Annotated in this window: 17 protein-coding genes and 1 pseudogene; 5 read left to right on the top strand and 13 right to left on the bottom strand. The window is 66.5% G+C overall.

Going from position 1 to position 26,172, the window contains the following annotated elements:
- The coding region (locus ACYP5B_RS51615; protein ID WP_459575249.1) for an alpha/beta hydrolase at window positions 1-357 on the bottom strand (357 nt) is incomplete at its 3' end.
- A gap of 172 nt (window positions 358-529) precedes the next feature.
- Here ACYP5B_RS51615 and ACYP5B_RS51620 point away from each other — a divergent pair.
- Entirely contained in the window at window positions 530-913 is a 384-nt protein-coding gene (locus tag ACYP5B_RS51620) for a hypothetical protein (protein ID WP_400099490.1), read from the top strand.
- A gap of 82 nt (window positions 914-995) precedes the next feature.
- Window positions 996-1,436: a GFA family protein gene (locus tag ACYP5B_RS51625; RefSeq protein ID WP_400099491.1), complete on the top strand. Its 441-nt coding sequence runs from the start codon at window positions 996-998 to the stop codon at window positions 1,434-1,436.
- 21 nt (window positions 1,437-1,457) lie between these two features.
- Here the strand turns inward: ACYP5B_RS51625 and ACYP5B_RS51630 are convergent, their stop codons facing one another.
- The 4 genes from ACYP5B_RS51630 to ACYP5B_RS51645 form a co-directional block, all read right to left on the bottom strand.
- The gene (locus ACYP5B_RS51630; protein ID WP_459575251.1) at window positions 1,458-3,551 is read right to left on the bottom strand and encodes a TonB-dependent receptor; all 2,094 of its coding nucleotides are present in this window, start codon (window positions 3,549-3,551) and stop codon (window positions 1,458-1,460) included.
- 88 nt (window positions 3,552-3,639) lie between these two features.
- Entirely contained in the window at window positions 3,640-4,077 is a 438-nt protein-coding gene (gene nikR / locus ACYP5B_RS51635) for a nickel-responsive transcriptional regulator NikR (protein WP_459575253.1), read from the bottom strand.
- 66 nt (window positions 4,078-4,143) lie between these two features.
- Window positions 4,144-5,091 carry a DMT family transporter gene (locus ACYP5B_RS51640; protein WP_459575255.1) on the bottom strand — a complete coding sequence of 316 codons (948 nt, stop codon included), beginning with the start codon at window positions 5,089-5,091 and terminating at the stop codon, window positions 4,144-4,146.
- Between the two features lie 101 nt (window positions 5,092-5,192).
- Window positions 5,193-5,720: a hypothetical protein gene (locus ACYP5B_RS51645; protein ID WP_400099498.1), complete on the bottom strand. Its 528-nt coding sequence runs from the start codon at window positions 5,718-5,720 to the stop codon at window positions 5,193-5,195.
- Between the two features lie 119 nt (window positions 5,721-5,839).
- Between ACYP5B_RS51645 and ACYP5B_RS51650 the strand changes: the two genes are divergently transcribed.
- Entirely contained in the window at window positions 5,840-6,889 is a 1,050-nt protein-coding gene (locus tag ACYP5B_RS51650; protein ID WP_459575256.1) for a DMT family transporter, read from the top strand.
- A 66-nt stretch (window positions 6,890-6,955) separates the two neighbouring features.
- On the opposite strand, the gene ACYP5B_RS51655 is transcribed toward ACYP5B_RS51650, so the two are convergent.
- The 8 genes from ACYP5B_RS51655 to ACYP5B_RS51690 all read right to left on the bottom strand — a co-directional run bounded on the left by ACYP5B_RS51655 (window position 6,956) and on the right by ACYP5B_RS51690 (window position 23,335).
- On the bottom strand, window positions 6,956-10,810 hold the full coding sequence (locus ACYP5B_RS51655; RefSeq protein WP_459575257.1) for a response regulator: 3,855 nt from the start codon (window positions 10,808-10,810) through the stop codon (window positions 6,956-6,958).
- Window positions 10,807-11,973 (bottom strand): response regulator, encoded by a 1,167-nt coding sequence (locus ACYP5B_RS51660; RefSeq protein WP_459575259.1) that lies wholly within the window; start codon window positions 11,971-11,973, stop codon window positions 10,807-10,809. The genes ACYP5B_RS51655 and ACYP5B_RS51660 overlap by 4 nt, the downstream gene beginning before the upstream one ends.
- A 588-nt stretch (window positions 11,974-12,561) precedes the next feature.
- Window positions 12,562-15,792: a response regulator gene (locus ACYP5B_RS51665; RefSeq protein ID WP_459575261.1), complete on the bottom strand. Its 3,231-nt coding sequence runs from the start codon at window positions 15,790-15,792 to the stop codon at window positions 12,562-12,564.
- Between the two features lie 106 nt (window positions 15,793-15,898).
- A complete protein-coding gene (locus ACYP5B_RS51670) occupies window positions 15,899-16,483 on the bottom strand; it encodes a response regulator transcription factor (protein WP_400099508.1) in 585 nt (194 codons plus the stop codon).
- 462 nt (window positions 16,484-16,945) lie between these two features.
- The gene (locus ACYP5B_RS51675; protein WP_459575263.1) at window positions 16,946-18,583 is read right to left on the bottom strand and encodes a methyl-accepting chemotaxis protein; all 1,638 of its coding nucleotides are present in this window, start codon (window positions 18,581-18,583) and stop codon (window positions 16,946-16,948) included.
- Window positions 18,584-18,955: 372 nt separating this feature from the next.
- A complete protein-coding gene (locus tag ACYP5B_RS51680) occupies window positions 18,956-20,530 on the bottom strand; it encodes a hypothetical protein (RefSeq protein ID WP_459575264.1) in 1,575 nt (524 codons plus the stop codon).
- Entirely contained in the window at window positions 20,508-21,788 is a 1,281-nt protein-coding gene (locus ACYP5B_RS51685) for an ATP-grasp domain-containing protein (RefSeq protein WP_459575266.1), read from the bottom strand. Before ACYP5B_RS51685 ends, ACYP5B_RS51680 begins: the two co-directional genes overlap by 23 nt.
- Complete coding sequence (locus ACYP5B_RS51690; RefSeq protein WP_459575267.1) at window positions 21,785-23,335, bottom strand: pyridoxal phosphate-dependent decarboxylase family protein; 1,551 nt, start codon at window positions 23,333-23,335, stop codon at window positions 21,785-21,787. The genes ACYP5B_RS51685 and ACYP5B_RS51690 overlap by 4 nt, the downstream gene beginning before the upstream one ends.
- A gap of 282 nt (window positions 23,336-23,617) precedes the next feature.
- Here ACYP5B_RS51690 and ACYP5B_RS51695 point away from each other — a divergent pair, with 282 nt between their 5' ends.
- Window positions 23,618-25,012, top strand: coding sequence for an MFS transporter (locus ACYP5B_RS51695; protein WP_459575269.1), 1,395 nt, complete (start codon window positions 23,618-23,620; stop codon window positions 25,010-25,012).
- A 904-nt stretch (window positions 25,013-25,916) separates the two neighbouring features.
- Window positions 25,917-26,172: pseudogene (locus tag ACYP5B_RS51700) on the top strand (hypothetical protein); the annotation flags it as partial.

Here is a 26,172-nt window from a genome sequence, read left to right on the forward strand (position 1 = left end):
CACATACGCGCCGAACGAGAATCCCGCCAGCGCCAGCGGCAGGCCCGGGTGCGCCTCTTTGATCTGCCGGACCACGGCAAGCAAGTCGTCCGTCTCGCCCTCTCCCGCATCGTGGCTGCCTTGCGTGCCGCCCACGCCCCGGAAATTCGGCCGCACGGCAAGGAAGCCGCGTGCCTGGAAGATCCTGGCCAGCGCCACCGGGATCTTGTGCTCCGCGCTGCCGCCCAGCAGCGGATGCGGGTGCGCCACGACGGCGATCGCGCGGATCGGGCCTTGGGGCGCATCCGTCAGGGCTTCGATGCTGCCGGCGGCGCCATCGAACCAGATGCGATTGCCTGAGGGAGAAAGCGAGGACATAAGTGGTCGGGGATAAGGCGTAGGCGAAAAAAACGAGGCCGGTCAGCTTTGCGGGCAAGGCTGCGGCTTTGAAGCGGCATTGTAATGCCGGAGACGGTCGGAGCCGGCCGGTGCCTATACTCGTTGCATCACTTCCATGGCCTTGCGGCACCGATCAGGAGTAGGACAACCCATGACCGCCCCTCAAGCCGATCCCGCTCCCGCCGTCCCGCCGCCGCCCGCCCCCAAGGCGGCAAGCGCGCCACCCCAGGTCGTGCCGGCCGGCTACCGGCAAGGCATCATCACCGCCATCACGGTCTTGCTGGGCTTTTCGCTGGCGTTCTGGCGCTTCTGGGGCTTCGAGAGCCCCGGCCGCTGGAGCATCCAGGCGTTGTTCGCCGCCACCTCGCTGGTGGCGGCCGTGTGCCTGCAGATCATCGCCCTGTTCCGCTCGCTGCGGGTCGAGGACGACCAGGTGCCCGAGTACCGCAAGACGGTGCGCTGGTTCATCGCCTCGGCCATCGCGCTGCTGATCGGGTTGTTCGGCGCCATGCTGGATGCGGCCCTGGCAGGATAAGCGCCCCGGGGGGACGCCCTGCAGCCTGCGCCGCTGCCAAGTAGAATGCACTCCGCCATTCAAACAACAGGAGACAGCGCCAATGCAGATTCCCGCTACGTTGGAGTGCCTTTGCGGCCAGGTGCGGCTGCGCATTGCCGGGGAACCGGTGGCAAGAGCCAATTGCCATTGCCAGGCCTGCCGGGATTTCTATGCCACGCCGATATTCGCCGCCACGGCCTGGGAGCCGGCCAACGTGGTGGTGGCGCGCGGCGCGCAACACCTGGCCACCTATCACCATGCGACCCGGCAGCTCCAGCGCCAGTTTTGCCCGCAGTGCGGCGAGACGCTCTTTGGCATCAACCGGCTGGGCATGTCGGTGATCCCGAACAACCTCTTCGCGCGGGCCTGCGGCGGCGTGCTGCCGGACGCGCTGCGGCCGGCCATGCACCTGTTCTACCGCCATCGCGTGGTGGAAGTCGACGACGCGCTGCCCAAGTACCTCGACGGCTGGGATGGCCCGGTGCACAAGGCCGGGTTCTGAGCCAGGGGCCGGAGGCCGCCCTCAGAAGCTCCAGGTGACGCCCACGCGCAGCGTACGCGGCTCGGCAGGGTGGCGATGGTGGTCGTTGATGCCGGCAGCCGCAGCGCTGGCGTCGACCGGCGAAGTCTCTCCCTTGAGCAGGGAGGCATAGTAGTAGTCGATGTCGTTGGCCCGCTTGCCCAGCACGTTGAGCACTTCCGCAAAAATCCGCACGTTCTTGCGCACGCGATAGCCCAGCTTGAAGTTGACCAGGAACGACGAGGCGGAACGCACGCTGTTGTCCTCGACCAGCGGGCGCGGGCCAAAATAACGCATGCGCGCGCCGACCGACCAGCGGCCGCGGTTGGCGGACAAGCCCATCGATGCGGTGGTCTGGATGGATTCCGGAATGTAGTCGCCAATGCTCTCGTGATCGCGGAACCGCGCGCGGGAAAACGCGGCGTCCGCATCCACAATGATGCCCTCCACCGGCACGTAGTACGCCGCGAGCTCGATGCCCGTGCGCCGGCTCGGCCGGCTGGGCTCGGTGGTGCCGGTGTCGCCCGAGAACACCAGCTCGGAGCCGATATCGAGGCGCCACAGCGATGCCGACAACTGCAAGCCGGGCAACACCTCGCTCGTGCGTACACCCAGCTCATAGCCCGTGGCGGGCACCAGCACGCTGACCTTCCGCGCAGGATCTCCCATGGCGGGATCAACCGTGGTGGTGGCGCCGCGTACATCGTTGCTGTGGTATCCGCGACCCCAGTTGAAGAACACATCGGTCCTGGCCGTGGGCGAGAGCACCAGGCTCAGCTTGGGGCTGACGATGTGGTCGCTGCTATTGCCGGAATTGGCGGGATTATCGCTGGCAACGCCGTACAGGAACTGGTCGGCGCGCAAGCCCGCCACGGTGCGCAGCCAGGGCAGCCACTGCACGGTATTGCGCGCGTACAGCGCCGCGCTGGTTTCGTTGACGCGGTCGCCGCGAATCTGCTGGTAAGCCTGCCGCGCCTCAGTGTTGTTGAGCGTGATGGGATCGAGCCGGTCATAGCGCAGCTGCGCGCCGACCTCGGTCTCGGCGTCGCGCCCGGCCAGCTTGCCGAACCAGGTGCGCGATGCATTGGCACCCGTGGTTACCCGGTTCTCGAACTGCTCGAACTGGTCGCCGCGCTCGGAGTTGTTCAGCGCATAGGTAAAGTTGGAGAATAATTGCAAGCGGCTTTTGACCACGTAGGCGTTGGCCTTGAGGTGGCCGTCCTGCAACGGGCGCAGCCAGTCGGCGGACAGGCTGTAGCGCGACGAGGCGCCACCGTCGGTGGGATCGATATAGCCAAAGCGCGAAATCAGCCCTTGGTCGATGGCGCGCTGCGGCACCTGGTCCGTCGCGTTCCAGGCGTTCTTGTAGGCCATCGCCGTGATGCCCAGGCGCTCGCCGCCGCCCAGCGGCAAGGTGTAGCGCAGCACCCCGTTGAGCTTGTGCACGCCTTCCGGCAGCACCCACGGGCCGTTCTCGCCAAGCCATTCGAAGCCATAGAGCAGCGTGCCCGGTCCGGCCTGGAACGAGTCGGCCAGCAGCGCGCGCCGATAGCTGTGCTGGCCAAGCTCCACCTGCGCGATGCCTTGCGGCAGGCTGGAGACATAATCCATCCGAACCGCGCCAGCGGCCGAGAAGTCGCCCTCTTCCGCGAAGAACGTGCCCTTCTTGTAGGCAATGCCGTTGACCAGTTCGGGGATGACGAAATTGAGGTCGGTGTAGCCCTGGCCATGGGCATGGGTCCGCATGTTGACGGGCATGCCTGCTATGGTGGTGGCCAGGTCGGTGCCGTGGTCGAGGTTGAAGCCGCGCAGGAAGTACTGGTTGGCCTTGCCGTCGCCGCTGTGCTGCGTGACGATCAGCCCGGGCACCGTCTCGAGCAATTCGCCAGGACGCAGCAATGGCCGGTTCTCCAGTTGCTCGCGCGTGACATAGCCCTGGCTGGCGGCCTCGCCCGTGGCGACGGCTTCCTCCTTGGAGCCGCGGACGGTGACGGCCTGCAGCTGTGCATCACCCTGCTGCAGGCCGCCGGCGATGGCAGGGTGGATGACGACGAGGCTGGCATGGGCGAGCAGGGTGGCAAAAACGGACGCGCGCATTTTTTATTATATGAAAACGTATGAAGTTTTTAGCAAACTTCATACCTGCACGCGTGCACCGTGCCAGTGCAGAAATCCCTATGCGTTTTCAGTCGTGCGAATGCGAATGCGCGTGGCTGGGGTCAGCTTCGACCATCACGATATTGAGCTTGCCCTGGCGCACGCCGCGCTCGCTGCTGATGGCATCCGCCAGTTGCCTGACCGCGCTGGCCGGGCCTTTGAGGATCACCGTCTCGATGCAGTTGTCAGCGTCCAGGTGCGCGTGCATGGACGAGATCGTCAGGTCGTGATGGGCATGCTGGATGCGGGTCAGCCGCTCGGCAAGCTCGCGCTCGTGGTGGTTGTAGACGTAGGACAGGTTGGCCACGCACGGGCCGTCGGCATCGCAGGCCTCGCGCCAGCGGTCCAGGTGGCTGCGCAGGATGTCGCGCACCGCTTCGGAGCGGTTGTCATAGCCACGCTCGGAAATCAGCCGGTCGAATTCGGCGGCGAGCTGGTTGTCGAGCGAAATTGTGAAGCGTTCCATGGTGTGGGGAAGAGTGCCGGACGGAGTGCCTGGCTGGCGCGATCCACAATATACCTCGGCCGCGGCCTAGTCCTGTTGCCGGCCTGTCCGGTGCCGCGCAGGCATCGTCATGGCGGCTACGCCCGCGACGACACACGCCAGGCCGGCCCACGCTCCCGCAGTCAGCGATTCCCCAAGAAACACGATGCCGATGGCAACCCCGATCGGCACGCGCAGATAGGCTTGCGCCGTGGTGCCCACCGGCCCCAGCGTGCGTACCAGGCGGAAGTAGATGACAAAGGCCAGCGCGGTCGAGAACACGGAAAGTGCCAGCAGCGCGCCAAGCGATGACAGGGACGGATGCAGCGTCCAGGGCCGGTCGATGGCCAGGCTTGCCGGCACCAGTATCGCCGCCCCGACGATCATCGAGCCCGCGGCGGGCGCGGCGGCGGGCAGGTCCTTGAAGGAGCGGCCATACATTGCCGCGCCGGCATAGCAGACGGTAGCGGCAACGATCGCAAGCTGCGGCACCAGCTGCTGCCCAAGCCCGCCCAGCACGCTGGTGCCGACGATCAGGCAGATGCCCGCGAGCCCCGCCACCACGCCGGACAGCTTGCGCGCCGTGATGCGCTCATGGCGCGTGACCAGCCACGTGCCCAGTACGGCAATCACCGGCGACGCGGCGTTCAGGATCGTCGCCAGCCCCGCTGGCACCGACTGCTCGGCCCACGCGATGAGCGTGAACGGCACCACGCTGTTGAGCATGGCCTGTACCGCAAAGCGGCGCCAGACTGCCGCGCCGCGCGGGATCGGCAGGCCTCTTGCCGCCATCCACGCCACCAGCAACGCACCGGCGATCAACGTCCTGGCCGCAATCAGCGTGACCGGGGGAATCGTGGCCACGCCAAGCCGGATGAATGTGTAAGACGCGCCCCAGAGGGTGGACAAGGCCAGCAGCAGGGCCAGGTCCAGCGCGGGGCCGCTGGCGGCTTGGGCGCGGTTTGCGCGTGCATCCGCGCTGGGTGAGGCTGGCATGGCGTTCTCTCCGATGGGCATCGTCGCCATTGTGGGCGCGCGATGCGGGAGAACGTTTCAGCTTGTGACGAAGCATGGATTGCAGGCCGCGCCAGCGCACATCAAGGCGCCCGGCTGGAATCCCCTCCCAGCGGATCCAGCGTGATCTGCACCTGCCGCAGGATGCCCTGCTTGTCGAAGTAGCAATTGAACAGAGAGGACAGGTTGCCGTCCTGGCGGAAGCGATAGGACCAGACATCGCGCTGCATCAGCGGGTAGTACTGCACCGGCTCAAGCGGCTTGCCAAAATGCTCCTCCACGTCGCGCTTGGTCCAGCTATCGACCTTGGCCTGGTAGATCTCGGCAGTGACCAGCATCTGCCGGAAGTTCGTGAGTTTTCCGCTGGCATCGAAATCGGCCGCGTAGGCCTCGTAGCCCAGCGGTTGCTTGGAGTAGATCCAGCGCGCGGAGCCGTCGGCCAGCCGGTAGACACCGGTGGGCTCGCCGAAGGTCGCGCGCACCGCGCTTTCCGGGGAGCCGATCAGTTTTTGGCCTTCCTGCACCGGCTGCAGGATGGCGCAGGCAGGCAGCATCAACAGCGCAGCCGCGCAGATCAACCAGCCGCCCACGTATTGCGATGGTGTTTTCATAGCATCCAGAGTGGAAACCGCCATGCCTGGCATGGCGTCCAAGACTGGAATATATAGTATCCGCCGGCACCATGCCGTGGAGCGACAATACGGCATTGCCACGCCTTTCCGCCTTGCCCATGGCCATCCGAACCGCCGCCCCCGCCCTGGCCGCCGCCCTGCTGTTTGGGGCAAGTACGCCACTTGCAAAGGCCCTGGCCGGGTCGATCCCGCCGTTGCTGCTGGCCGGCCTGCTTTACCTGGGCAGCGGGCTGGGGCTTGGCATCCTGCTGGCGCTGCGGCGCAGCATGACCGGCGCCGCCGCAAGCCCGCTCACCGTGCCGCGCCACGAGACGCCATGGCTGCTGGGCGCCATCCTGGCCGGCGGCGTGGCGGGGCCGGCCCTGCTGATGACCGGCCTGGCCAGCACCAACGCGGCATCGGCCTCCCTGCTGCTGAACGTGGAAGGGGTATTCACCGCGCTGATCGCCTGGCTGGTCTTCAGGGAAAACGCCAGCCGCCACATCGTCCTTGGCATGCTTGCCATCGTGGCGGGCGGCCTGCTGTTGTCCTGGCAGCCGGGCAGCCTGCGGTTGTCCGCCGGCGCCTTGCTGATCGTCGGCGCGTGCCTGTGCTGGGCCATCGACAACAACCTGACGCGCAAGGTGTCAAGCAACGACGCCATGCTGATCGCCTGCATCAAGGGGCTGGTTGCCGGCCTGTGCAACACCGGGCTGGCACTGGCCGGCGGTGACCACCTGCCGGCGCTGCCCGCGCTGGGCGCGGCCATGATCATCGGGTTCCTCGGCTACGGCGTGAGCCTGGCGCTGTTCGTCATCGCACTGCGGCTGCTGGGGACCGCCCGCACCGGCGCGTATTTCTCCGTAGCGCCGCTGTTCGGCGTGGTGATCGCGTTCGGCATGTGGCCGCAGGCTCCGCAGCCGGTGTTCTACGTGGCGGCGGCGCTGATGGCGCTGGGCGTGTGGCTGCACCTGCGCGAGCATCATGAGCACGAGCACAGCCACGAGGCGACCGAGCACAGCCACGCGCATCGCCACGATGCGCACCACCAGCACGAGCACGCCTTCGACTGGGATGGGCAGGAGCCGCACCGGCACTTGCACCGGCACGAGCCGCTGGTGCACAAGCACCCGCACTATCCGGATACGCATCACCGGCACTCGCACTGAGGCGCCGAGGCACCCAGGCACCGAGGCACGGACACGCCGCAGCGGCGCCGGCGGCCCTGCCTATGCCTATGGCGCGATGCCGCCGTCCAGCGTGGCCAGCGCGGCCAGGTAGTCGTAGCGCTCGACTTGCGCCTGCAAGCGCTGGCAGCCATCGGCGGACAGCAGGTGGGCAAAGACGTCCCGGTAGCGGGCAAACGTGTTGTTGGCGGCGCTGTCGCCCTCTTCCAGCTGCTCGCGCAGGATCTTGAGCACGGCCTCCAGCGTGACATCGGGATCCGCAACAGGTCCAAAGGCGTCCGGCGCGCCGGCATCCAACACTGCGGGCCCGGTTGGCAGGTGCGTGCGCAACGTCGCCAGCAATGGCAGGAAGGTGGTGCGCAAGGCGGCCAGCAGCGTGACGGGATCGGGGCGCCCGGGCACGTGAGGAAGCTGCAGGCTCGCCTCCAGCGTGGCCGCCGCGCTCGAGATCGCCATGGCGCCGAGATTGGCGGCCAGGCCCTTGAGCGAGTGCGCGAGCGACAACGCGCCGTCGCGCTCGCCGCGGGCCAGCCGCTCGCCGATCCGGTCCGGCATGTCGGCGTAGCCGCTGGCAAAGCGCTCAAGCAACTGCCGGTAGACTTCCGCGCGGCCGCTGACGCGGCCTAGGCCGCCGGCTACGTCAAGATGCGGGGAACTCGCCAGCGCGCCCACCCAGGCTGGCTGGGACCCGGCTGGCGGGGCCGCGTCGTCGCCGCCCGGCACGGCCAGCCACTGGCGCAGCATGGCGTAGAAGGCCGGCGGGCTGATCGGCTTGGCGATATGGTCGTTCATGCCGGCCGCCAGGCAGCGCGCCCGGTCCTCCGGCAACGCGTTGGCCGTCATCGCCACCACCGGCAGGCTCGCGAACGCCTCTTGCTCGCGGATGTGGCGGGTGGCTTCAAACCCGTCCATCACGGGCATCTGCACGTCCATCAGGACCAGGTCGTAGGCGCCGGCCTGGAGCAGGTTCAGCGCAACGGCGCCGTTCTCGGCCGTATCGGGGTAGATGCCCGCGGCCTGCAGCAAGTGAACCGCGACCTCCCGGTTGATGTCGTTGTCTTCGACCAGCAGCACGCGCGCGCTCGGCAACGCTGGCATGACGTCGAGCGCCGCCGTTTGCGGCTCCGCCGCCTCCGGCGGTGCATCATTGTCCGGGGCCAGCGTGCGCACCGTCGCCTCCAGCAGCAGGGATGCGCTCACCGGCTTGATCAGCGTCGCGTCAAAGCCCGATCGCTCGCCTTCGCGCAAGACTTCCTCGCGGCCATGGGCGGTAATCATGACGCGGCGCGGGCGCGGGTGGCGCAGGCGCATGACGTCGATATGGCGGGCGGTCTCGATGCCGTCGAGGCCGGGCATCTTCCAGTCGATGAACACGGCCTGGTAGGGATCGGCGGCTTCGTCGGCCTGCGCGATCTTTGCCAGCGCGGCCCGGCCTGAGGCGGCCTCGTCCACGCGGAAGCCAAAGTTGCGCAGCATGGCAATGATGACCTGGCGGGCGTAGTCGTGATCGTCCGCCACCAGCAGGCGGCAGCCCGCCAGCTGTGGCGCGACCATGGCGCTGGCAGGCCGCTTCTTGCCCGCCAGCAGGTCCAGCTCGAACCAGAAGTTGCTGCCCTGGCCCGGGGTGCTTTCCACCCCGAGGGTGCCGCCCATCAACGCCACCAGACGGCGGCAGATGGCCAGGCCCAGGCCGCTGCCACCGTAACGCCGGGTCGTGGAAGCGTCGGCCTGCTCGAAACTCTGGAACAGGCGCGAGCTCGTAGCCGCGTCGATGCCGATGCCGGTGTCGCGCACCTCGAAGCGCAAGCGGATGCGGGGCTGGGATTCGCCGGCGCCGTGGCGCTCGACGCGAATGACGATTTCGCCCTGATGGGTGAACTTCACCGCGTTGTTGGCGAAGTTGATCAGGATCTGCCGCAGGCGCAGCGGATCGCCGCGCAGCGAGTCCGGCACGTCCGGGGCGACCTCGACGATCAGCTCGAGGTGCTTGGCAACGGCCCGCTCGGCCACCAGGTCGCTCACCGTGCGCAGCATCCGCTCCAGCGAAAAATCGACTCGTTCGATCTCCAGCTTGCCGGCCTCGATCTTCGACAGGTCGAGGATGTCGTCGATGATCTCGAGCAGATGCTGGCCGGAATGCTGGATCTTTTCCAGGTAGCCGCGCTGCTTGTCATCGAGCCGCGTGCGCAGCGCCAGATGCGCCATGCCGATCACCGCGTTCATCGGGGTGCGGATCTCATGGCTCATATTGGCCAGGAAGCTGGCCTTGGCATGCGCGGCGCTCTCCGCGGCCTGCTTGGCCACGACCAGTTCCGCGTTGGCCTGGGCGAGTTCCCACGTGCGCTCCTCCACGCGGCGCTCCAGCGTCTGGGACAACGAGGTCAGCCGACGGTTGGCCTCGACCTGCTCCGTGATATCGATGCCCACCGCGCCGACCCCCACCACCTCATGGGTAGCCGGGTTTCGCACCGGGAAGCGCGTCACCTGGAGATGGCGCTCGCCATGGGGCGTGCGCATCGCGTAGACGTGCTCCTCGGCCTTGCCCGAGGACATCACGCGCACCTCCATTTCCCGGCGTGCCCCCGCGACATCAGGGTTGGAGCCGAAATCCCAGTCGGACCGGCCCAGGACTTCGCCCTCGCTCGCGCCGAGCAGCGCCTGCATGGCCGGGTTGAGGGCCAGCATGGCGTGATCGCGGTCCTTGAGCGACATGATGGCGGGTGAGTGCTCGAGCATCGCGCGCATCCTTTCCTGGCTTTCCGCCAGCCGCCTGCCCTCGCGCCGCACGATCCACGTGGCGGCGCCGATCAGCAGCAGGATGATGGCCGTCAGTGCCGCCAGCACGTTGCGGGTGAACAGGTACGGGGCGAACGCTTCGTCCATTTCCTGTTCCACGATCAAGCCCATCTCCAGGCCAGCGACCCAGATGCCTGCGCCCGCGGCCCGCTGGCCACGGTAGTCGGCATAGTCGTAGGCGAGCACCGAGGAATGGTCGCGCAACAAGCGCTCGGCAACCAGGGTCAGCGGGCCGCCCGGCTGGGCGCTGCCCCCGTCCTTGCCCCCGTCCTTGCCGGTTTGCCCGGGGACCCGGGCCCATACATTGAGCATGGATGCGGTACCCGGCGCCAGCCGGCCCTTGGCCTCCAGCTCGGGGCCGAAGCGGCTGGGTGACACCAGCCGGCCCTGGGCGTCGATGGCGTAGAGCTCACCGGTGCGGCCGAACTGGCCGGCCGCGATGATGGGCAGCATCACGGCGCCGGGATCCAGCCGCAGGCACAGCACGCCGATGGCGCGTCCCGCGTCCAGCAGCCGGGCGCACACCACCTGGAACGGCAGGTCGACCAGCGTGCCCCACGGGTCGCGGGTTCGTTCCGGGGCCGGATAGGGCGGCGAGGCCGCGCTGCTCTCCTCCAGCGCCCGCCGGGCTGTCCGCGAGGGTTCCGGCAAGAGCTGGCGGCCAGCGCGGCCCGGCAGCTCCGACGCCACGATCTTGAGGTCCGGCGTAGCCAGGACATAACCCAGGTAGCCGTTGCTCTGGAAGACCGGTGTCACCCACCGTTCAAACCTGGCCACCGCCTCGCCATCCGGGGACGGCTGGCCTGGCGCCGAGAGCAGCGGGCGCGCGAACCTAAGCGCCTCCGGCAGGCGCGCTATCCGCTCGACCCGCCGCTGTTGCTCGCCACTCCAGAGCCCCAGCAGCCGCGCGTTCGTCGCCAGCATCGACTCCACGCGCGCGCCCAGGTTGGCCCGGTCGTTCTCGTACACCAGCTGGGTGGCGCCGCCGGCAAGCAGGCAGACGGTCATCACCAGCAGCATGGGATAGGCATAGCGCCGGATACCAGCGCGCGTGGCCGCCCGCCTGCGCCAGGCAGCCAGGAATCCAGAGGCAGATGGGGCCATCATGCTTCTGGCGTGGTGGCGGGATAGCCGTTGGCGGCCAGCAATGCCACCTCGCGCGCATGGTCCGCGGCGGTGTCCGCGTAGCGCTGCGAAATGGCCAGGAACTCAGGCGCGATGGCCAGGAACGCGTCCACCATGTCCGGATCGAAATGGCTGCCGCGCCCTTCGCCGATCATCCGTACCGCCTGCTCGTGCGGAAATGCGGGCTTGTAGACGCGCCGGCTGATCAGCGCATCGTAGACGTCGGCGATCGCCATCAGGCGCGCCGATACGGGAATCGCATCGCCCGACAACCCATCCGGGTAGCCGCTGCCATTCCATTTCTCCTGGTGATAGTGCGCAATCTCGCGGGCGTAGCGCAGGAAGGAGTTGGGGGTGCCGCACTGGGCCTCGGCATGCGCAATGGCATCCCGGCCCAGCGTGGTGTGGGTCTTCATGACCTCGAACTCGTCGGGGGTCAGCTTGCCGGGCTTGAGCAAGATGCGATCGGGGATGCCGACCTTGCCGATGTCATGCAGCGGCGCCGACTTGAACAACAACTCGATGGTTTCGTCGTTGAGCTCCTTGCAAAAGCGCGGATGGTGCCGCAGCGCCTGCGCCAGCCGGCGCACGTAGTGCTGGGTGCGCCGCAGGTGGTTGCCGGTCTCGTTGTCGCGCGTCTCCGCCAGGGAAGCCATGGCCATGATGGTGACGTCCTGGATCATGGAGATTTCCCGCAGCCGCCGCTGCACCTCCTGCTCCAGGTAGGCCGACTTGTCGCGGAGGAAATCCCTGGCGTTCTTGAGGGTGAGATGGGTGGCGATGCGCGCGTGCATCACCAACGGGCTGAGCGGCTTCATGATGTAGTCCACCGCGCCCACCTGGAACCCGCGCGTCTCGTCGTGCTCGCCGGTACGGGACGTCAGGAAGATCACCGGCACGTCCACGGTGGCCGGGTTCGCCTTGAGCTGCCGGCACGCTTCGTAGCCGTCCATGTCCGGCATCATCACGTCAAGCAAGATCAGGCTTGGCGGCGCCGCCGTGGCGATGCGCACCGCCGCACTGCCCGAGGTCGCCACCTTCACCCGATAGCGATCCTGAAGCAACGCGGCCATCATCGCGATGTTTTCTGGAAGATCATCCACCACGAGAATCGTGGGCTGGGCGTCGGAAATATCAGAGCGCATGGGGAGATTCAGGTCGGGATACTTGCCGGGCAGGCAATATGACGGCGTTTCCGGCGCGCTTCGAAAGACATGCCGTCATATTGCTTTGACATAGCGGATTACTCGCACCGGTTCGCTTTTCGCCCGGGCTAGGCCACAGATTGCACGGGACGCAACAACGCTAGGCGCATCCCGGCCCCTGCCTTGCCATAACGGACATCTTGCGTCGCAATTCATCCCCCTCTTGCGGAGGGGATCAAGTATTGGCGCCTACGGCCGTTAACTCCACACCGAAGCCGCACCGAAGCCGACCGGCACGCGCCGGTGTGGGCCTGGAACAAGAAAAAAGCCCACCGAAGTGGGCTTCCCAGGAACCACGGACATCGATCGCATGGCATTGACGCTGACACCCCGCAGTCATTTCAATGTTCGCCGATTACGTCAAAAGACTCGCCCGCATTGCCGGCGGGTCTGGACGACACGCCGCCACAGTGTCCGATCGACAGCGAATCCATGCAGGCTTCGAGGCCCGTCTCTCGCCGGATCGACACAATGCCGCGATTGTCATGGGTTACCGCACAACCGAAAAGAGTACAAATACTCTCCCCCCTACGCAGGGCCAGCCATGGCGCACGCCGAACGCATGGCAGCGATCAAGGCGGGGAAGTCCCGGCCAAGCAGCGCAAGCGCTTGCGCGTGCGTCACGCCGTCCCGCAGGCCATGCTCCAGCGCCGAGCAGGCTTGCGCCAGCGCCGTAGCGCCGAGCATGCCCAGGATGGCCTTCATGCCGTGGGCCAGGAAACCTGCCTTGTCGAGGTCGCCGCGCCCCAGGGCTTCCTGGATCTGCGCTGCCGCATCGGCGCGTTCCGCGCAAATCCGCCGGGCCAGGTTGAGGTAGAGATCGTCGCGATCGAGCAAGCATTTGAGGCCTGCGCCAACGTCGAGGCCCGGAATGGCCCTCATGGCCCTCATGGCCTGCACGGCGCCCTCGATGGCCGGAGCCGATGCCGGCGCGTTCGCCGGTGCATCCGCGCACTCTGGCGAGGCCATGGCCGGCAGCCATGCCTGGATGGTGCGGAACATCTCCTGCGCGTCGATCGGCTTGGAAATATGATCGTTCATCCCGCCTTCCAGGCAGCGGATGCGGTCCGCCGACATCGCGTCGGCAGTCAGCGCCAGCACCGGCAGGGCATGAAGGCCCAGGCTATCGCGAATCGCGCGGGTGGTCTGCACGCCGTCCATGCCCGGCATATGAATGTCCATCAGCACGATATCGAAGTCGCGCGCCTTGAGCGCCGCCAGCGCGCTCGGGCCATCGCCGGCCACCCGCACAGCCATGCCGGCCAGCTCAAGCAGGTCGCGCGCCACCTCCTGGTTGATCGGGTTGTCCTCCACCAGCAAGACCGTGCGCCCGTGCAGCGCCTGCCACTGCGGCCCTGCGAGCCCGTACCGCCCGGCCTGGCGATCCGGCCGCGCCAGAGGCGCATTCGCATGCCCCAGGCCCGGCTCGGATGCGCCATCCGCGGCCGGGATCCCCAGCGACACTTCGAACGAGAAGACGCTCCCGACGCCCGCCCAGCTGCGCGCGCAAATGCTCCCGCCCATCAGCTCCGCCAGCTTCCTGCTGATCACCAGCCCCAGGCCCGTCCCTTCGAAGCGGCGGTTCATCGCGCTGTCCAGTTGCTGGAACGGCGTGAACAGCAGCGGCAACTTATCCGCGGCGATCCCCACGCCCGTGTCTTCGACCTCGAAACGCAGGCCGATACGGCCATCGCGAAGCTGCGTTTCGCCCACCCGCAGGGTGACCTCGCCATGATCCGTGAACTTCAAGGCGTTGCTCAGGAAGTTGATCAGGATCTGCCCGACCCGCAACGGATCTCCGACCAGGCGCGGCGGAATGGCCGGGGATGTGGAGATCGTGATCTTGATGCCTTTTGCCTCCGCCGTTTCCCAGAACAGGCCGGCCACACGGTCGAGCAGTTCGGCGAGGTAGAACTCCCGCGCATCGATCGTGAGCTTTTCCGCCTCGATCTTCGAGAAGTCCAGGATATCGTTGACGACTTCCAGCAGGTGCGCGGCGCACGCATGGATCCGCCCCAGGTAGCGATCCAGCTTTTCCGCGCTGTCCTGGTCCGGGTCCTGGCGCTGGTTCAGCGCCAGATGCGACATGCCGATGATGGCGTTCAGCGGCGTCCTGATCTCATGGCTCATATTGGCCAGGAACTTCGCCTTGATGCGCGCGGCCGACTCGGCCGCCTCGCGGGCGGCCGTGAGCTGGAGCGTGCGCTCCTCGACGCGCGCTTCCAGCGTGTTGGTCAGCGACAGCAAGGCTTGCCGGGTGCGCTCCTGCTCCGTAATCTCGACGACTACCGTGCCGACGCCGGCGATGCCGGCCTCGTGCGGCCCGCGCACCGGAAACTTGACCACACGGAAGATGCGGGCCTCGCCGCCGCGCTGGGCGATCGTATGCACCTGGCTTTGCGGCGCCCCGCCTGCCAGCACCCGCTCGTGCATATCGTGCAGGATCCGGGCAAGGGGGCTGTCGGGGATCGTGTCCCAGTCGCTGACGCCTTGCGCCGCGCCGGGGGCCAAGCCGATGACTTGCTCGTAAGCGCGATTGGCCATGATCAGCGCGCCTCTCTGGTTCCTGTAGGCCAGGCCCGTCGGCACGTTCTCGCGAAAGGCGCTCCAGCGTTCCTCGTTCTCGCTCAGGCCGCGGCGCGTGCGCCACGCAAACGCGGCAAGCGCCAGGATCAGCCCGATCGCGATCGCGGTCAGGCTCACGATCGCCGTCCTGACCAGGAAGTACGATTGATAGGCTTCGTCGACCTGTTGCTCGACGATCAGCCCCATATCCAGCCCGGGCAGCCACCGGCCGGCCCCGATCACCTTGCGCCCGGCATAACCGTCATAGCCTGCATAGCCGTCATCGCCGTCGATGACCGTCACTGCGTCCTTTCTCTCTGCCAGCAGGCGCTGCGCGAGTTTCGTCGGCGCCGCGCCGGCGCCGCCCGGAACGAGCGGCGCGGCGGCGGGCCGTCTGGCCGGCACGGTCGCCCATAGCGCGCCGACGGCGCCCTGCCGCGGCAGATCCTGCGCCGCTCCGGGTCCCGAGAAACGGCTGGGAGAGAGGATGCGTGCCGTGGGATCGATCACGTAAGCTTCTCCCGTGCTGCCGATCCGGCCGGCCTTGAGGATCTTGAACAGCCTCACATAGGGATCGGTACGCAAGCACAGGAAGCCGGCGGTCTGCCCCGCCGCATCGATTCTTGCGCACGCCAGCTGGTAGAGTTTCCCGGCCGCCTGCTCCGTGCCCTCGGTCACGATCGGCCGCGTGGAAATGATGGGCCGCGACGACGCGATGCCAAGCTCGAGCGCCCGCCGCAACGCCCCCCTGGCCGGCTCGGTCAGGTCGGATGTGTGCACGTAGCGCGGGCTGCTGGACGCCAGGATGGTATGGTCCGGCCGGATCAGGCTATAGCCTTCGAAACCGCGGCTCCGGTAGATCGGCAGGATCCACTGGTCGAATTCGCTGAGCAGGTCGGCACGCTCGGGATTGGCCAGGATGCGCTTGGCCAGGTTGATCAGCCCGGGATTCTCCGCGATGGTCCTGACCCGCCCTGCGGAGTCCTCGCCCATCATCCAGCTCAGGTCGGACATCGCCTCGAGCAGGGATTTCAGGCGGCTCTCCGCGCTGCGGTGGAATTGCCTTTCCAGCACCTGCAGCACTTGGTGGCTCAATACCAGGAGCACGATGACCGCGGCGGCCGTCATGATGAGATTGAGCCGGACCTCCCTGCTGCCGGCCCCTCGCAAACTCCGGAAATAGCGCTTGATCATGATGTCCTGCGATGGTCGCGGCCGCCAGGCGCGCGCGGCATGCCTGCCTGGCGCCGGGCAATCGGCGAATCATTGATTGGGGATTTTCCCCACGCCTGCTTTCTATTTAATCGAGAAGCAGCGTGGTCAGTTCAATCGCAGATTTGACCTGCAATTTTTCCATCAGGCGCGCCCGATGGTTCTCCACGGTACGGGCGCTGAGGCCCAGCTCCATGGCGATCGCCTTGCTGGTTTTTCCCGTGGTGACGTGCCAGGCAATCTGGCGCTCCTTAGGCGTCAGGAGTGCGAGCCGCGTGTGCTTGTCGGCCGAGGCCAGCCGCTGCTCATGGATCTGGCGGCTGCGCTCCAGCGCACCGCGCACCTTCTGCAACAGTTGCACGCCATCGACGGGCTTCTCGAGAAAATCGAGGGCACCCGCCTTGATCGCCTTGACGACCGAGGCCACCCTGGTGTGCGCGGAAACAAAGATGGTGGGAGGAAGCACCCCCATGCGGGCCAGTTCGTCCTGCACCTCCAGCCCGCACATGCCCGGCATGCGAAGGTCGCAAACCAGGCATTCGACCGGAGCCGGCCGGTACGATTCGACAAACTCGCGGGCAGAAACGAACGTCCTTATCTCGCCGCCAAGACCACGGAGTAGCTCCCGGTAGGTCCAGAGCACAATTTCATCGTCGTCGACTAGATAGATCACGGGTCGATCACCTGCCACTGCCTGCGCCTCCATTGGTTGGCCCGCCTCAACGAAAACGTCGGCCTGCACGCACGTTCACACGATCCGCCAAGCGGTCAAATGACCGCCAGGCAATCCCGACACCCTGCCGGTAGCGTAAGCCATCATTATGGGAAAGTGGAAGGTGGGTAATCCCCAGCGTTACCGGAACGGAGCGAAAGCGAAAAAATAGCTCGATTGAGTTATCCAGAATATGAATGCCATGCTTAAGTCAATGATCCATGGTATCGGCCAAAAATTGGAATCTCCGCTTATGCAGCCGATACATCACGCGCGGCATTATTTATTAAAATTTATTACAAGGCGGCGAGGCTGGCGTCCTATTGTTCTGGCATGGCGACACCGGAGATAACAGGGATGCCGGAGTTGCCGGAGATGCCTGCCCACGATCCGGGCAAGCATCCGCCGTGATCGCGGGTGCGATCAGGTCGCAGCGATGGCGCTGTGAGCCTGCGCTGCCCCCACGCCGCTCGGCGCGTGCCCCCGGCCAGCGCTTGCCGCCCCGGGCAGGCGGAAGAACGCCACCACCTCGTTGAGCTCCTGGCCCTGTTCCTGCAGCGCGCGGGACGCGCTGGCGGCTTGTTCCACCATGGCAGCGTTCTGCTGGGTCACCTGGTCCATCTGCGAGATCGCCTGGTTCACCTGCTCGATGCCGCGGCTTTGTTCCATCGACGCGCTGGCAATGTCTTCCACGATGCTGCTCACGCGCGCGACCGCCTTGGTCACCGAGCTCATGGTCTGCCCGGCTTCACCCGCCAGCGTGGAGCCGTCCTGGATCTGCTGGAGCGAGCCCGCGATCAGCTCCTTGATCTCCTTGGCGGCGCTTGACGAGCGCTGCGCCAGGCTGCGCACCTCGCTGGCCACCACGGCAAAGCCGCGGCCCTGTTCGCCAGCCCTGGCGGCTTCCACCGCGGCGTTGAGCGCAAGGATATTGGTCTGGAAGGCGATCCCTTCGATCATGCCGGTGATGTCGGCAATCTTGGTGGAGCTGGCGCTGATGCCCTGCATCGTATCCACGACGCGGCCAACCGCCGTGCTACCGCTCTGCGCGATGTCGGCGGCCTCCCTGGCCAGTTCGTTGGCTTGCCTGGCGTTCTCGCTGCTCAGGCGTACCGTGGCGGTCAGCTCTTCCATGCTGGCAGCGGTTTCCTCGAGCGATGCCGCCTGTTCTTCCGTGCGCCGGCTCAGGTCCGCATTGCCCGCGGCGATCTCAGCCGATGCCCCGGCAATGCTTGCGCTACTCTGGCGCACGCGGGAAACGATCTCGGTCAGGCGTTCGTTCATGTCGCGCAGGGCTGACAGCAAGCGGCCGGTCTCGTCCCGCGCCACCACGGCAATCCGGCTGCTCAGGTCGCCGCGCGCTACCGTTTGCGCCACGTCCACGGCCGTTTGCATGGGCCGGGTGATGGAGCGCGTGATCAGCAGCCCACCCGCCGCGGCAAGCACCACGGCGGCAATGGACATGACGATCAGCAGGTTGCGCTGCGCGGCGTAGTCCTCCTCCAGCTTGCGCACCGTGTCGACCTGGCGCGCATTGGTGAACTCGGTATAGGCGTCGGTCGCCTTGACCAGCGCCGCCAGCAAGGGGCGGCATTCTTCGTTCATCTTGAGGATGGCCTCGTCGCGCTTGGCGGCGAGCGCGAGGTCGACGATGGCGATGGCCACCGGACCATAGCTCGACTCCACGCGGTCGATCTCGCGCACCAGGTTGCGCGCGGTGTCACTGGCGTCGCTGTTGCCCGACACCATGTCCTTGAGCTTTGCCAGCTGCGCCTGCACGTCTTCATGCGCGCGCAGCGCTGCCGCCTTCTCCACGGCCAGCTCCTCCGGCTTGCTGACAAGAACCAGGTTGCGCGCCGCGACGGCGCGCCGGTCCACGGCGGTCCGCACCAGCGTGGCGACTTCGGCGCGCGCGTTGATGCCGTGCACGTAGCGGGAAAAGCCGTCCGTGGTCTGGCTCAGCGCGCGTAGCGACAAAGCGGAAATGGATAGCGCGATGATGGCTAGCAGGCTAAAGCTCAGCAAGAGCTTGCCCTTGATGGTCAGGCTGTTGAAGTTCACGTTTTAATCCTCTTGTCCCGTTGGGACGTTGGCGCTGCGGAATGGTCCGTGGGTCATGGCTTGAATCGCCAATGCGAACCGTTGCGCTGCAAACCCGTTCCTGCTTTTCGTATTTGTGATGATCTGGGCGATCGTCTTCGCGTCGCGCTCTCTCGTTATGGCCTAAGCAGCACAATTCCAAGTGAATTCAGAACCACACTGCAGAATGGCTAACGGCAAGAGTCGGAAGATATTCCCCCTCCCAGAGAGGGGATAGGTCTAGAGGAATTTAATTAAAGTAATGCAAGAAGCACTTTTAGTTGCACAAGCGTGCATCAAGAGGCCTCACGAGGGGCCTCACGAGGGCATCTGCGGCATCAATGGCTCTGGCGCTTATGTAAATGCCGTATCCAGCACCGGGGCGACACCAACGTCGCGCGAGGGGGTGTGCACAAGAGCGGAAACCATATCCAGGCAAGCCATGGCCTGGCCGATGATGTTGCGCTCCTGATCCAGGTCCCGCGCGGCCTGGACTGCCAGCCTGGCGCTCATGCACAACCGCAAGGCGCTGACCGGGACACCTGCCCTGTGGCCGCTGTCCACGGGCTGGCCAAGCTGGTAGGCCACGGCGGCGGCCGGGTTCGCCGGCGCCTGCACCCGGCGAAAGATGGCGGCCGTCTCTTCCCGGCTAAGCGCAACCCTGCCGCCCCCCGGTTGGCACCGGTACAGCAAGAAGGGGTGAATGGTCTGGATCTCATCCCAGCGGGACGGGGTGTTGAGCGCGGCGCGGTCGAGCGCCGGCACCGCCAGCGCGGTAAAGGCGGGATCGCGGCCCAACCTTTGCTGGATAGCACTGGCAAAGCGCCGCAGGATGCCTGCGGCTTGCTCGGCAGGCACCGCGAGGAACTCGCGCAACTCGTGGATCGCAGCCTGCCAGCGCAGCAGCAGGCCGAAGTTCGCATAGCTGCCAAGCGCTTGCGCGCTTGCCCAGCCTTGCGGCCATTCCTCGCGCGCGGAGTACAAGCGCAGCTCTGCCGGAACGCCGCGCTCGCGCAGCGTCTTGCCAATCGCCGCCGGCAGCAGCAAGGCGCCGGAAAACGGTGGACCGGTCACAAACTTGGAGCCGGTCAGCGCCACCATGCAGCCGTTGCGCAGGTAGGCCTGGAGGGTGCCCGGCTCAATGCGGAACTGGCAGGCGTCGACCAGGACCTGCACCGCCCTAGGCCAGCGGTGGTGCAGCGCCGTCACGCACGCAATGCTCGGCGCAATGCATCCGGTCTTGGAGACGTCGATCAACACCAGCAGCACCTGGCGATCGTCGTGCACGGCCTGGCTGACGAGCGCATCGATTTGCGCATCGACCTCGCTCGCGTCGCGCAAGCTGCCGTCCGCGTTGCGGATCGGCACATCGAGGATGTCGCTAGCGCATGCCTGGCTCAGGGACTCGCCCGGAACGGTGGTACGGCCCAGTGCGTTGTACGTGCTGAAGTGGCGCCCGGCGAGCGCTGCGGCCACGCCGCTGCCGCTCTCGGCCTCGCCGGCCAGGATCACCAGCGGCCGGCCCGGGACGCCCGCATCGCTGCCGGCCCCATCGCCCGCCACGTGCGCGGCAACGCGCGCCGCGAGCAGGTGCACATCGGTGCCGGATGCCGAGAACACAAGCCCTGCGCCCAGCGCATCGCCAATGCCGCACAGCGCCAGCAACTCGCCGCGCAGCCGGTCCAGCTCGCGGCGATACAGCTCGGCCGCGGGCTGGTGCGCCAGCCCCGCGGCAAGCCGGTTGCGCAGCGCGTCGACCACGGCAAACGCCGCGGGAGAAATCCCCGACGACGTGGAGGAGCCAAAGGGAACCAGCCCCGTTGAGGCGAGCGGCTGGCAGCCATACTTGTTCCGGCCGGTGGCCGGGTCCAGCGCGATGCGGTGGTCCCCGCCGCTGACCAGCAGGTCAGCCGTCGATGGCAGCGGCATCGGGAGCATCCGCCCTGTCGGCATGGCCGGCCTGGCTGGCGTTGATCAGCATGGTCCGGAACGCCGCGAAGATCTTGTGCATCTGCGGCTGCTTGTACGGGTAGAGGTCGACCGGATCGATATCGTGCACCACCATCGCCGTATCGGCCTCGAACACCAGCAACTCGCCGTGCGGCGTCTCGGCGCAGTCCAGGCCCACATAGTCAAGGCCTAGCCGCTCCTGGATCAGGGCGAGGGCATCCTTGTGGCGCAGCGCGAAGGTGTCGTCGAAGTCGCGCATGATGGCCGCTTCCTCATCCCGCTTGGCCGCGCTCTCGGCCATGCCGGCATTGAGATAGTGGATCATCCAGTGCTCGGAGATGCCCACGTGGCACACATACGCGCGCCCTTCAATCAGCACCAGCCGGTATTTGCGGAACTGGCCATCCGCGTTCCGGTAATCGATGAAGTAAGAGACATAGAAAGCAGGCTCATCCGTCTGCGCCAGGTAGCCGGCGAGTTCGGCCGCGTCGCCGATCTTCTCCAGGCCCTTGCCGGCATGCGAGCCAAGCGGCCTGACGATGATCGGGAAAGCGCCCTCGCCCAGCACCGACGAGATCGCTGCCTGCCCGCTGGCGATGCCGGCCAGTACCTGGCGGTCCATGCGCAGCGTCGGCGGCATGCACACGCCCGGCGTCGAGGCCAGCAACGATGCCGCCCGGTCCCGCGAGAGCTGTTGCAGGCGATCCGGTTGGTTGAGCACCGGGCGCGGCCAGATGGCGGCGAGCGCCCGCAGGTGCTCCAGCACGGGCTGGGTGCGGTCGGATTCGCCCACGGCGATGAACAGCACATCGTGCTCCGGCACGGCCTGCGGCAGCGGGTTCTCCGGCGTGACGTAGAGCGCGTCGAGCGCCACGTCGGAGTTGCCCAGCAAGCACTCCAGCGGCGTGTTGGCCATCAGGTCGCCCGACACCATGATGGCCAGCACGCGCAAGCGGGCTTCGCCATTGCGCAGGGTCGGCAAGTGATAGAGCTGGCGCGCCTGCAGCGCCTCGGCCTGGATGGTCATGGCCAGCGCGTGGTCGCCGATGAGCTGCAGGACCAGCGAGAGATCCATCAACGCATTGGCATCGTCCGGCTGCGACTGCAGGTGGTTGATCAGCTCGGCGCCGAGCGGGCGCAGGTCCTCGTTCTGATGGGCCGCCCGCAGCAGGTGGCGCAGGCCGATCAGGGTGTCAGGGGCCGGCGTCATGGTGGCGGGATCAAGGATTGCGTTCATTGTGGTAAGCCGCTGGCTTCGGGAACGGGTACGGGTGATGTGGCGCTCAGCGACCGGCCGAGCGCAAGGGTAGCGTTCAGCAGGACATCGATATCCTGCGACGCGCTGCGATGATTGAACAGGGCAACCCGGATCGCGAAGCGGCCGTCGAGCACGGTCGACGAAGGCGCGGCAAGGCCGGATTCCTGCAGGGCGACGACCAGATCGCGGTTGACCTGTTCCATGGCGCGGTTCGCATTGGCACCAGCATTGGCACCGGCGTCGGCACCGGTGCCGATGAAGCGAAAGCAAACGATGTTGAGCGATACCGGCGCCAGCAGCTCAAGCTCCGGCTCGGACTCGATGCGCCGCGCGAGTTCCTGCGCCAGGGTGCAGGTGTGGGCGATCATGCCGCCCAGCCGCTCGGTGCCGTAGACCTTGATCGTGAACCAGGTCTTCAACGCGCGGAAGCCGCGCGACAGGTCCGGCCCGAAATCGCAGGGCCAGGGGGAGCCGGCAGCCATGCCGCGCTCGCCGCGGCTGAGGTACGTGCCCTCGTGCGTGGCAAAGGTGCGCAGGTGCAATTGCCGGTCGCGGACCACAAAGAAGCCGGCGTCGTAGGGGACCTGCAGCCATTTGTGAAAATCGAAGGCGATCGAGTCCGCCTGCTCGATGCCGCGCAGGCGCGGCGCCAGTTGGGGACACAGCATGGCCAGGGCGCCAAAGGCACCATCGACATGAAAATGCAACTGCTCCCGGCGGGCAATGCGCGCGATCTCGGCAAGGTCGTCGATGGCGCCCGTATCCACCGTGCCGGCGGTGCCCACCACGAGAAACGGCTGGAAGCCGGCAGCGCGATCGACAGCAATGGCGGCGGCAAGGCATGCCATATCCATGCGCCCCATCTCGTCAACGCGAATCGAGCGCAGATTGTCCTTGCCGAGGCCGGCCAGGTCCATGCCTTGGGCGATGCAGCCATGCGCCCGGGTGGAGGTGTACGCCGTCAGGCGCCGCGCAGCCTGCGCCATGCCGGTAGACCGTACCCCGGACCCGAGCGCCCGGGTCCGGGCAACCAGCACGCCGGACAGGTTGGCCATGGAGGAGCCGGTCAGGAACAGCCCGCTGGCATCCTCGGGAAAGCCGAACAGCTCGATCACCCAGCGCAGCACCTGCCACTCCACCTCGACCGGGATGTGGTCGCGGCCACCCAGGTTGGCATTGAGCCCGGCCGCCAACATCTCCGCCAGCATCCCGACCGGCGTGCCGCCGCCATGCACCCAGCCCATGAAGCCGGGATGCGCATTGCCCACGGCAAACGGCAGGATGCTGTCCATGAAGGTCCCATGCACCTGGTCCAGCCCGCTGCCCTCGCGGGGCAGTGGCTCGCGAAAGCGAGCGCGCACCGCGTCGGGAATCGGCTGCCACACCGGCCGCGCGCGAATGCCTTGGAGATGGTCCAGCATATCGTCGAGCATGCTGTGCCCCTGCGCCCTCAGCGCACTCCAGTCGACGGGATCGAGACTGGTAGGTACTGGCTGCCAGCTGCCCTTGGTGGTTGGTGTTGACATGGCTAATGGCGGTCCGGAAAACGCTGCGTCCCACTGGGAGGTGCTGTTCGCGACCTGGTTTCCGGGACATCGTGCCGGCGATCATAGCGCCGGGCCAGCCGGGCATTTGGTGGAGGATGGCGGGTTTACCGCCCTATTTCTCTGCGACCGAAAAACAACACTGCCGGCGCCGCCTTACCACAACCGGATCATTTGCGGGCGCAGCCAAGCGGGACGATAATTGTGTCGTCAAGCATCTCAAGCCATGCTTGCGCCACTCGACCAGCACCCTCCCTCTTGCCCATGCAGCCACACCAAGGCCTACCCTATCCCCAACGCTCCTGGGCCATCCTCACCGTGTTTTGCGGCCTGATCATGGCCGTGCTCGACGGCTCGATCGCCAATATCGCGCTGCCCTCGATCTCGCGCGAGCTGGCGGCGGACCCGTCCAGCACCATCTGGGTGGTCAACGCCTACCAGCTCACCGTCACGGTGTGCCTGCTGCCACTGTCCTCGCTGGGCGACATCCTTGGCTACAAGCGCGTGTACCGCGGCGGCCTGGCGATCTTCCTCGCGGGCTCGCTGTTGTGCGCGCTGTCGCCCAACCTGCCGGTGCTGGTGGCCGCGCGGGTGCTGCAGGGCATCGGTGGCGCCGGCATCATGAGCGTGAACACGGCGCTGGTGCGCTTTATCTATCCGCCCACCAAGCTGGGCCGGGGCATCGGGCTGAACGCGCTGGTGGTGGGCATTACCATTGCCGTGGGGCCCTCGGTGGGCGCGCTGATCCTGTCGGTGGCGAGCTGGCCGTGGCTGTTCGCCATCAACGTGCCGGTGGCGATCTTCGCGCTGGCGCTGGCCCGCACCGCGCTGCCGGTGACGCCGCCCCAGCCGCGCAGCTTCGACTATCGCAGCGCGCTGCTCTCGGCCTTGGTCTTTGCCTTGTTCATCCTGGGCGTGGACGGCGCGGGCCACGCGCAATGGCGCCCCGCCGCCGCGGCTGGCCTGGTGGTGGCGGCGTTGCTGGGATGGTGGCTGGTGCGCATGCAGCGCGACAAGCACGCGCCGCTGGTGCCGGTGGACCTGTTCGCCAGCCGCGCCTTCACGCTGGCGGTGGGCACCTCGTTCTGCTCCTTCATGGCGCAGATGCTGGCCTTCGTGGCACTGCCCTTCTACCTGGAATACCAGCTTGGCCGCTCCCTGCACGAGACCGGGCTGCTGATCACGCCGTGGCCGCTGATGGTGGCCATCATGGCGCCAATCTCGGGACGCCTGTCCGATCGCTATCCCGCCAGCATCCTGGCGGGCATCGGGCTGGCCTTGCTCGGGAGCGGGCTGATTGGCCTGGCGACGCTCGGGCCGGAAGCGTCCAGCTTTGCGGTGTGCTGGCGCATGGCGATGTGCGGGCTGGGGTTCGGGCTGTTCCAGTCGCCCAATAACCGCGCCATGATCGGGGCAACGCCACCGGTGCGCAGCGGTGGCGCCAGCGGCGCGCAGGCTACAACGCGGTTGCTTGGGCAAACCACCGGTACCGCCGTGGTGGCGCTGCTGTTCAGTGTTGATTCGAGCGCGGCGGCTCGGTTGGCGCTTTTTGTGGCTGCGGGGATAGCTATTGTGGGAGCTGTGGTTAGTTTTAGTCGGTTACGCAGTGGGAGTGGGCCTGCGGCCCGGGTGGGGGTGGCGGCTGAGGCGGATTTGTGATTTTTTTTATTGGCGGTGGTTTTTGGACGCAAGGGCAGAACCGTTGGCTCTTGTCCAAGCTTGGGATTTGATTTTTCGGCGTTGGCTTTTGGACCCAAGGGCCATACGACATCCCCCTGCGGGGGATGTCGGTCACTCTTCTTTGCGCGGCAAAGAAGACTAACGAGAAGAAAGCCGCCCTGCCGGGAGCAGAGCAATAAGGCTTTCGAATCTCGGTGGTTTCGTCGTACGGCCCAGAGTGCAGGCGGGCTTCTGCCGGTACCGGATTGAAGGGCCACGAACCTGCCAGCTTCCGGGATGCGTGGTGGTGCCCCCGGTAGCGGACATCACTTGCTGCAAGCCGTCTGTCGCTCGCGGAGTGGCCGGCCACGAAGTTGCAGGCGCACCGGTTCCGTCGTGGGCGCGGTGGCACCGCATTGATATGCCCAAGACCTTGACCACCGCGCCCGCCCCACCACGAAACCATTGACGGGCGATGTGTCGTGGTGCTTCGCACCGGTAACGGCAGATGTGCGAATGGGCACCGCAAACGAGGTCAGGGGCCCCACCACGAAACCCATGGGTCATGCCATTGCGATGCCCTACAGGCCGGTACCGGCAGATGCCAGCCGTCTGTCGCTCACGCACCGGCCAGCCACGAAGTTGCAAGCGCACCGGTTCCGTCGTGGGCGCGGTGGCACCGGGTTGATATGCCCAAGACCCTGACCACCGCGCCCGCCCTACCACGAAACCATTGACAGGCGATGTGTCGTGATGGCCCGCGCCGGTAACGGCAGATTGGCGAATGGGCAAGGATTCCGCTACCGGGGCCCCACCACGCATCCCGGAAGCTAGTGTCCCGTTCCGTTGTTAACGGATCTATATTTTTGTAGGATGTTGGTATCGACGAACGGGAGATGCCAACATGCCAATGGGACGACCGAAGCTGGATCTGGTGTCGAGCGAAGACGAGCGGTCTCAACTTGCGTTGATGGCGAGTTCACGGAGTATCCCAGCGTCGCTGGTTGCGCGGGCACGCATCGTTTTGGCTTCTGCGGCGGGCGAGCCAAATAGTGAGAGCTCTTTGTTGGCGGTTTTAGAACGTGTGAGATGTCACTTTTCTTTACTCGTAAAGAAAAGTAACCAAAAGAAAGCGATCCTTGCAGGAGGCTGGCGTGTCG

This window comes from Cupriavidus sp. 8B (assembly GCF_054589115.1).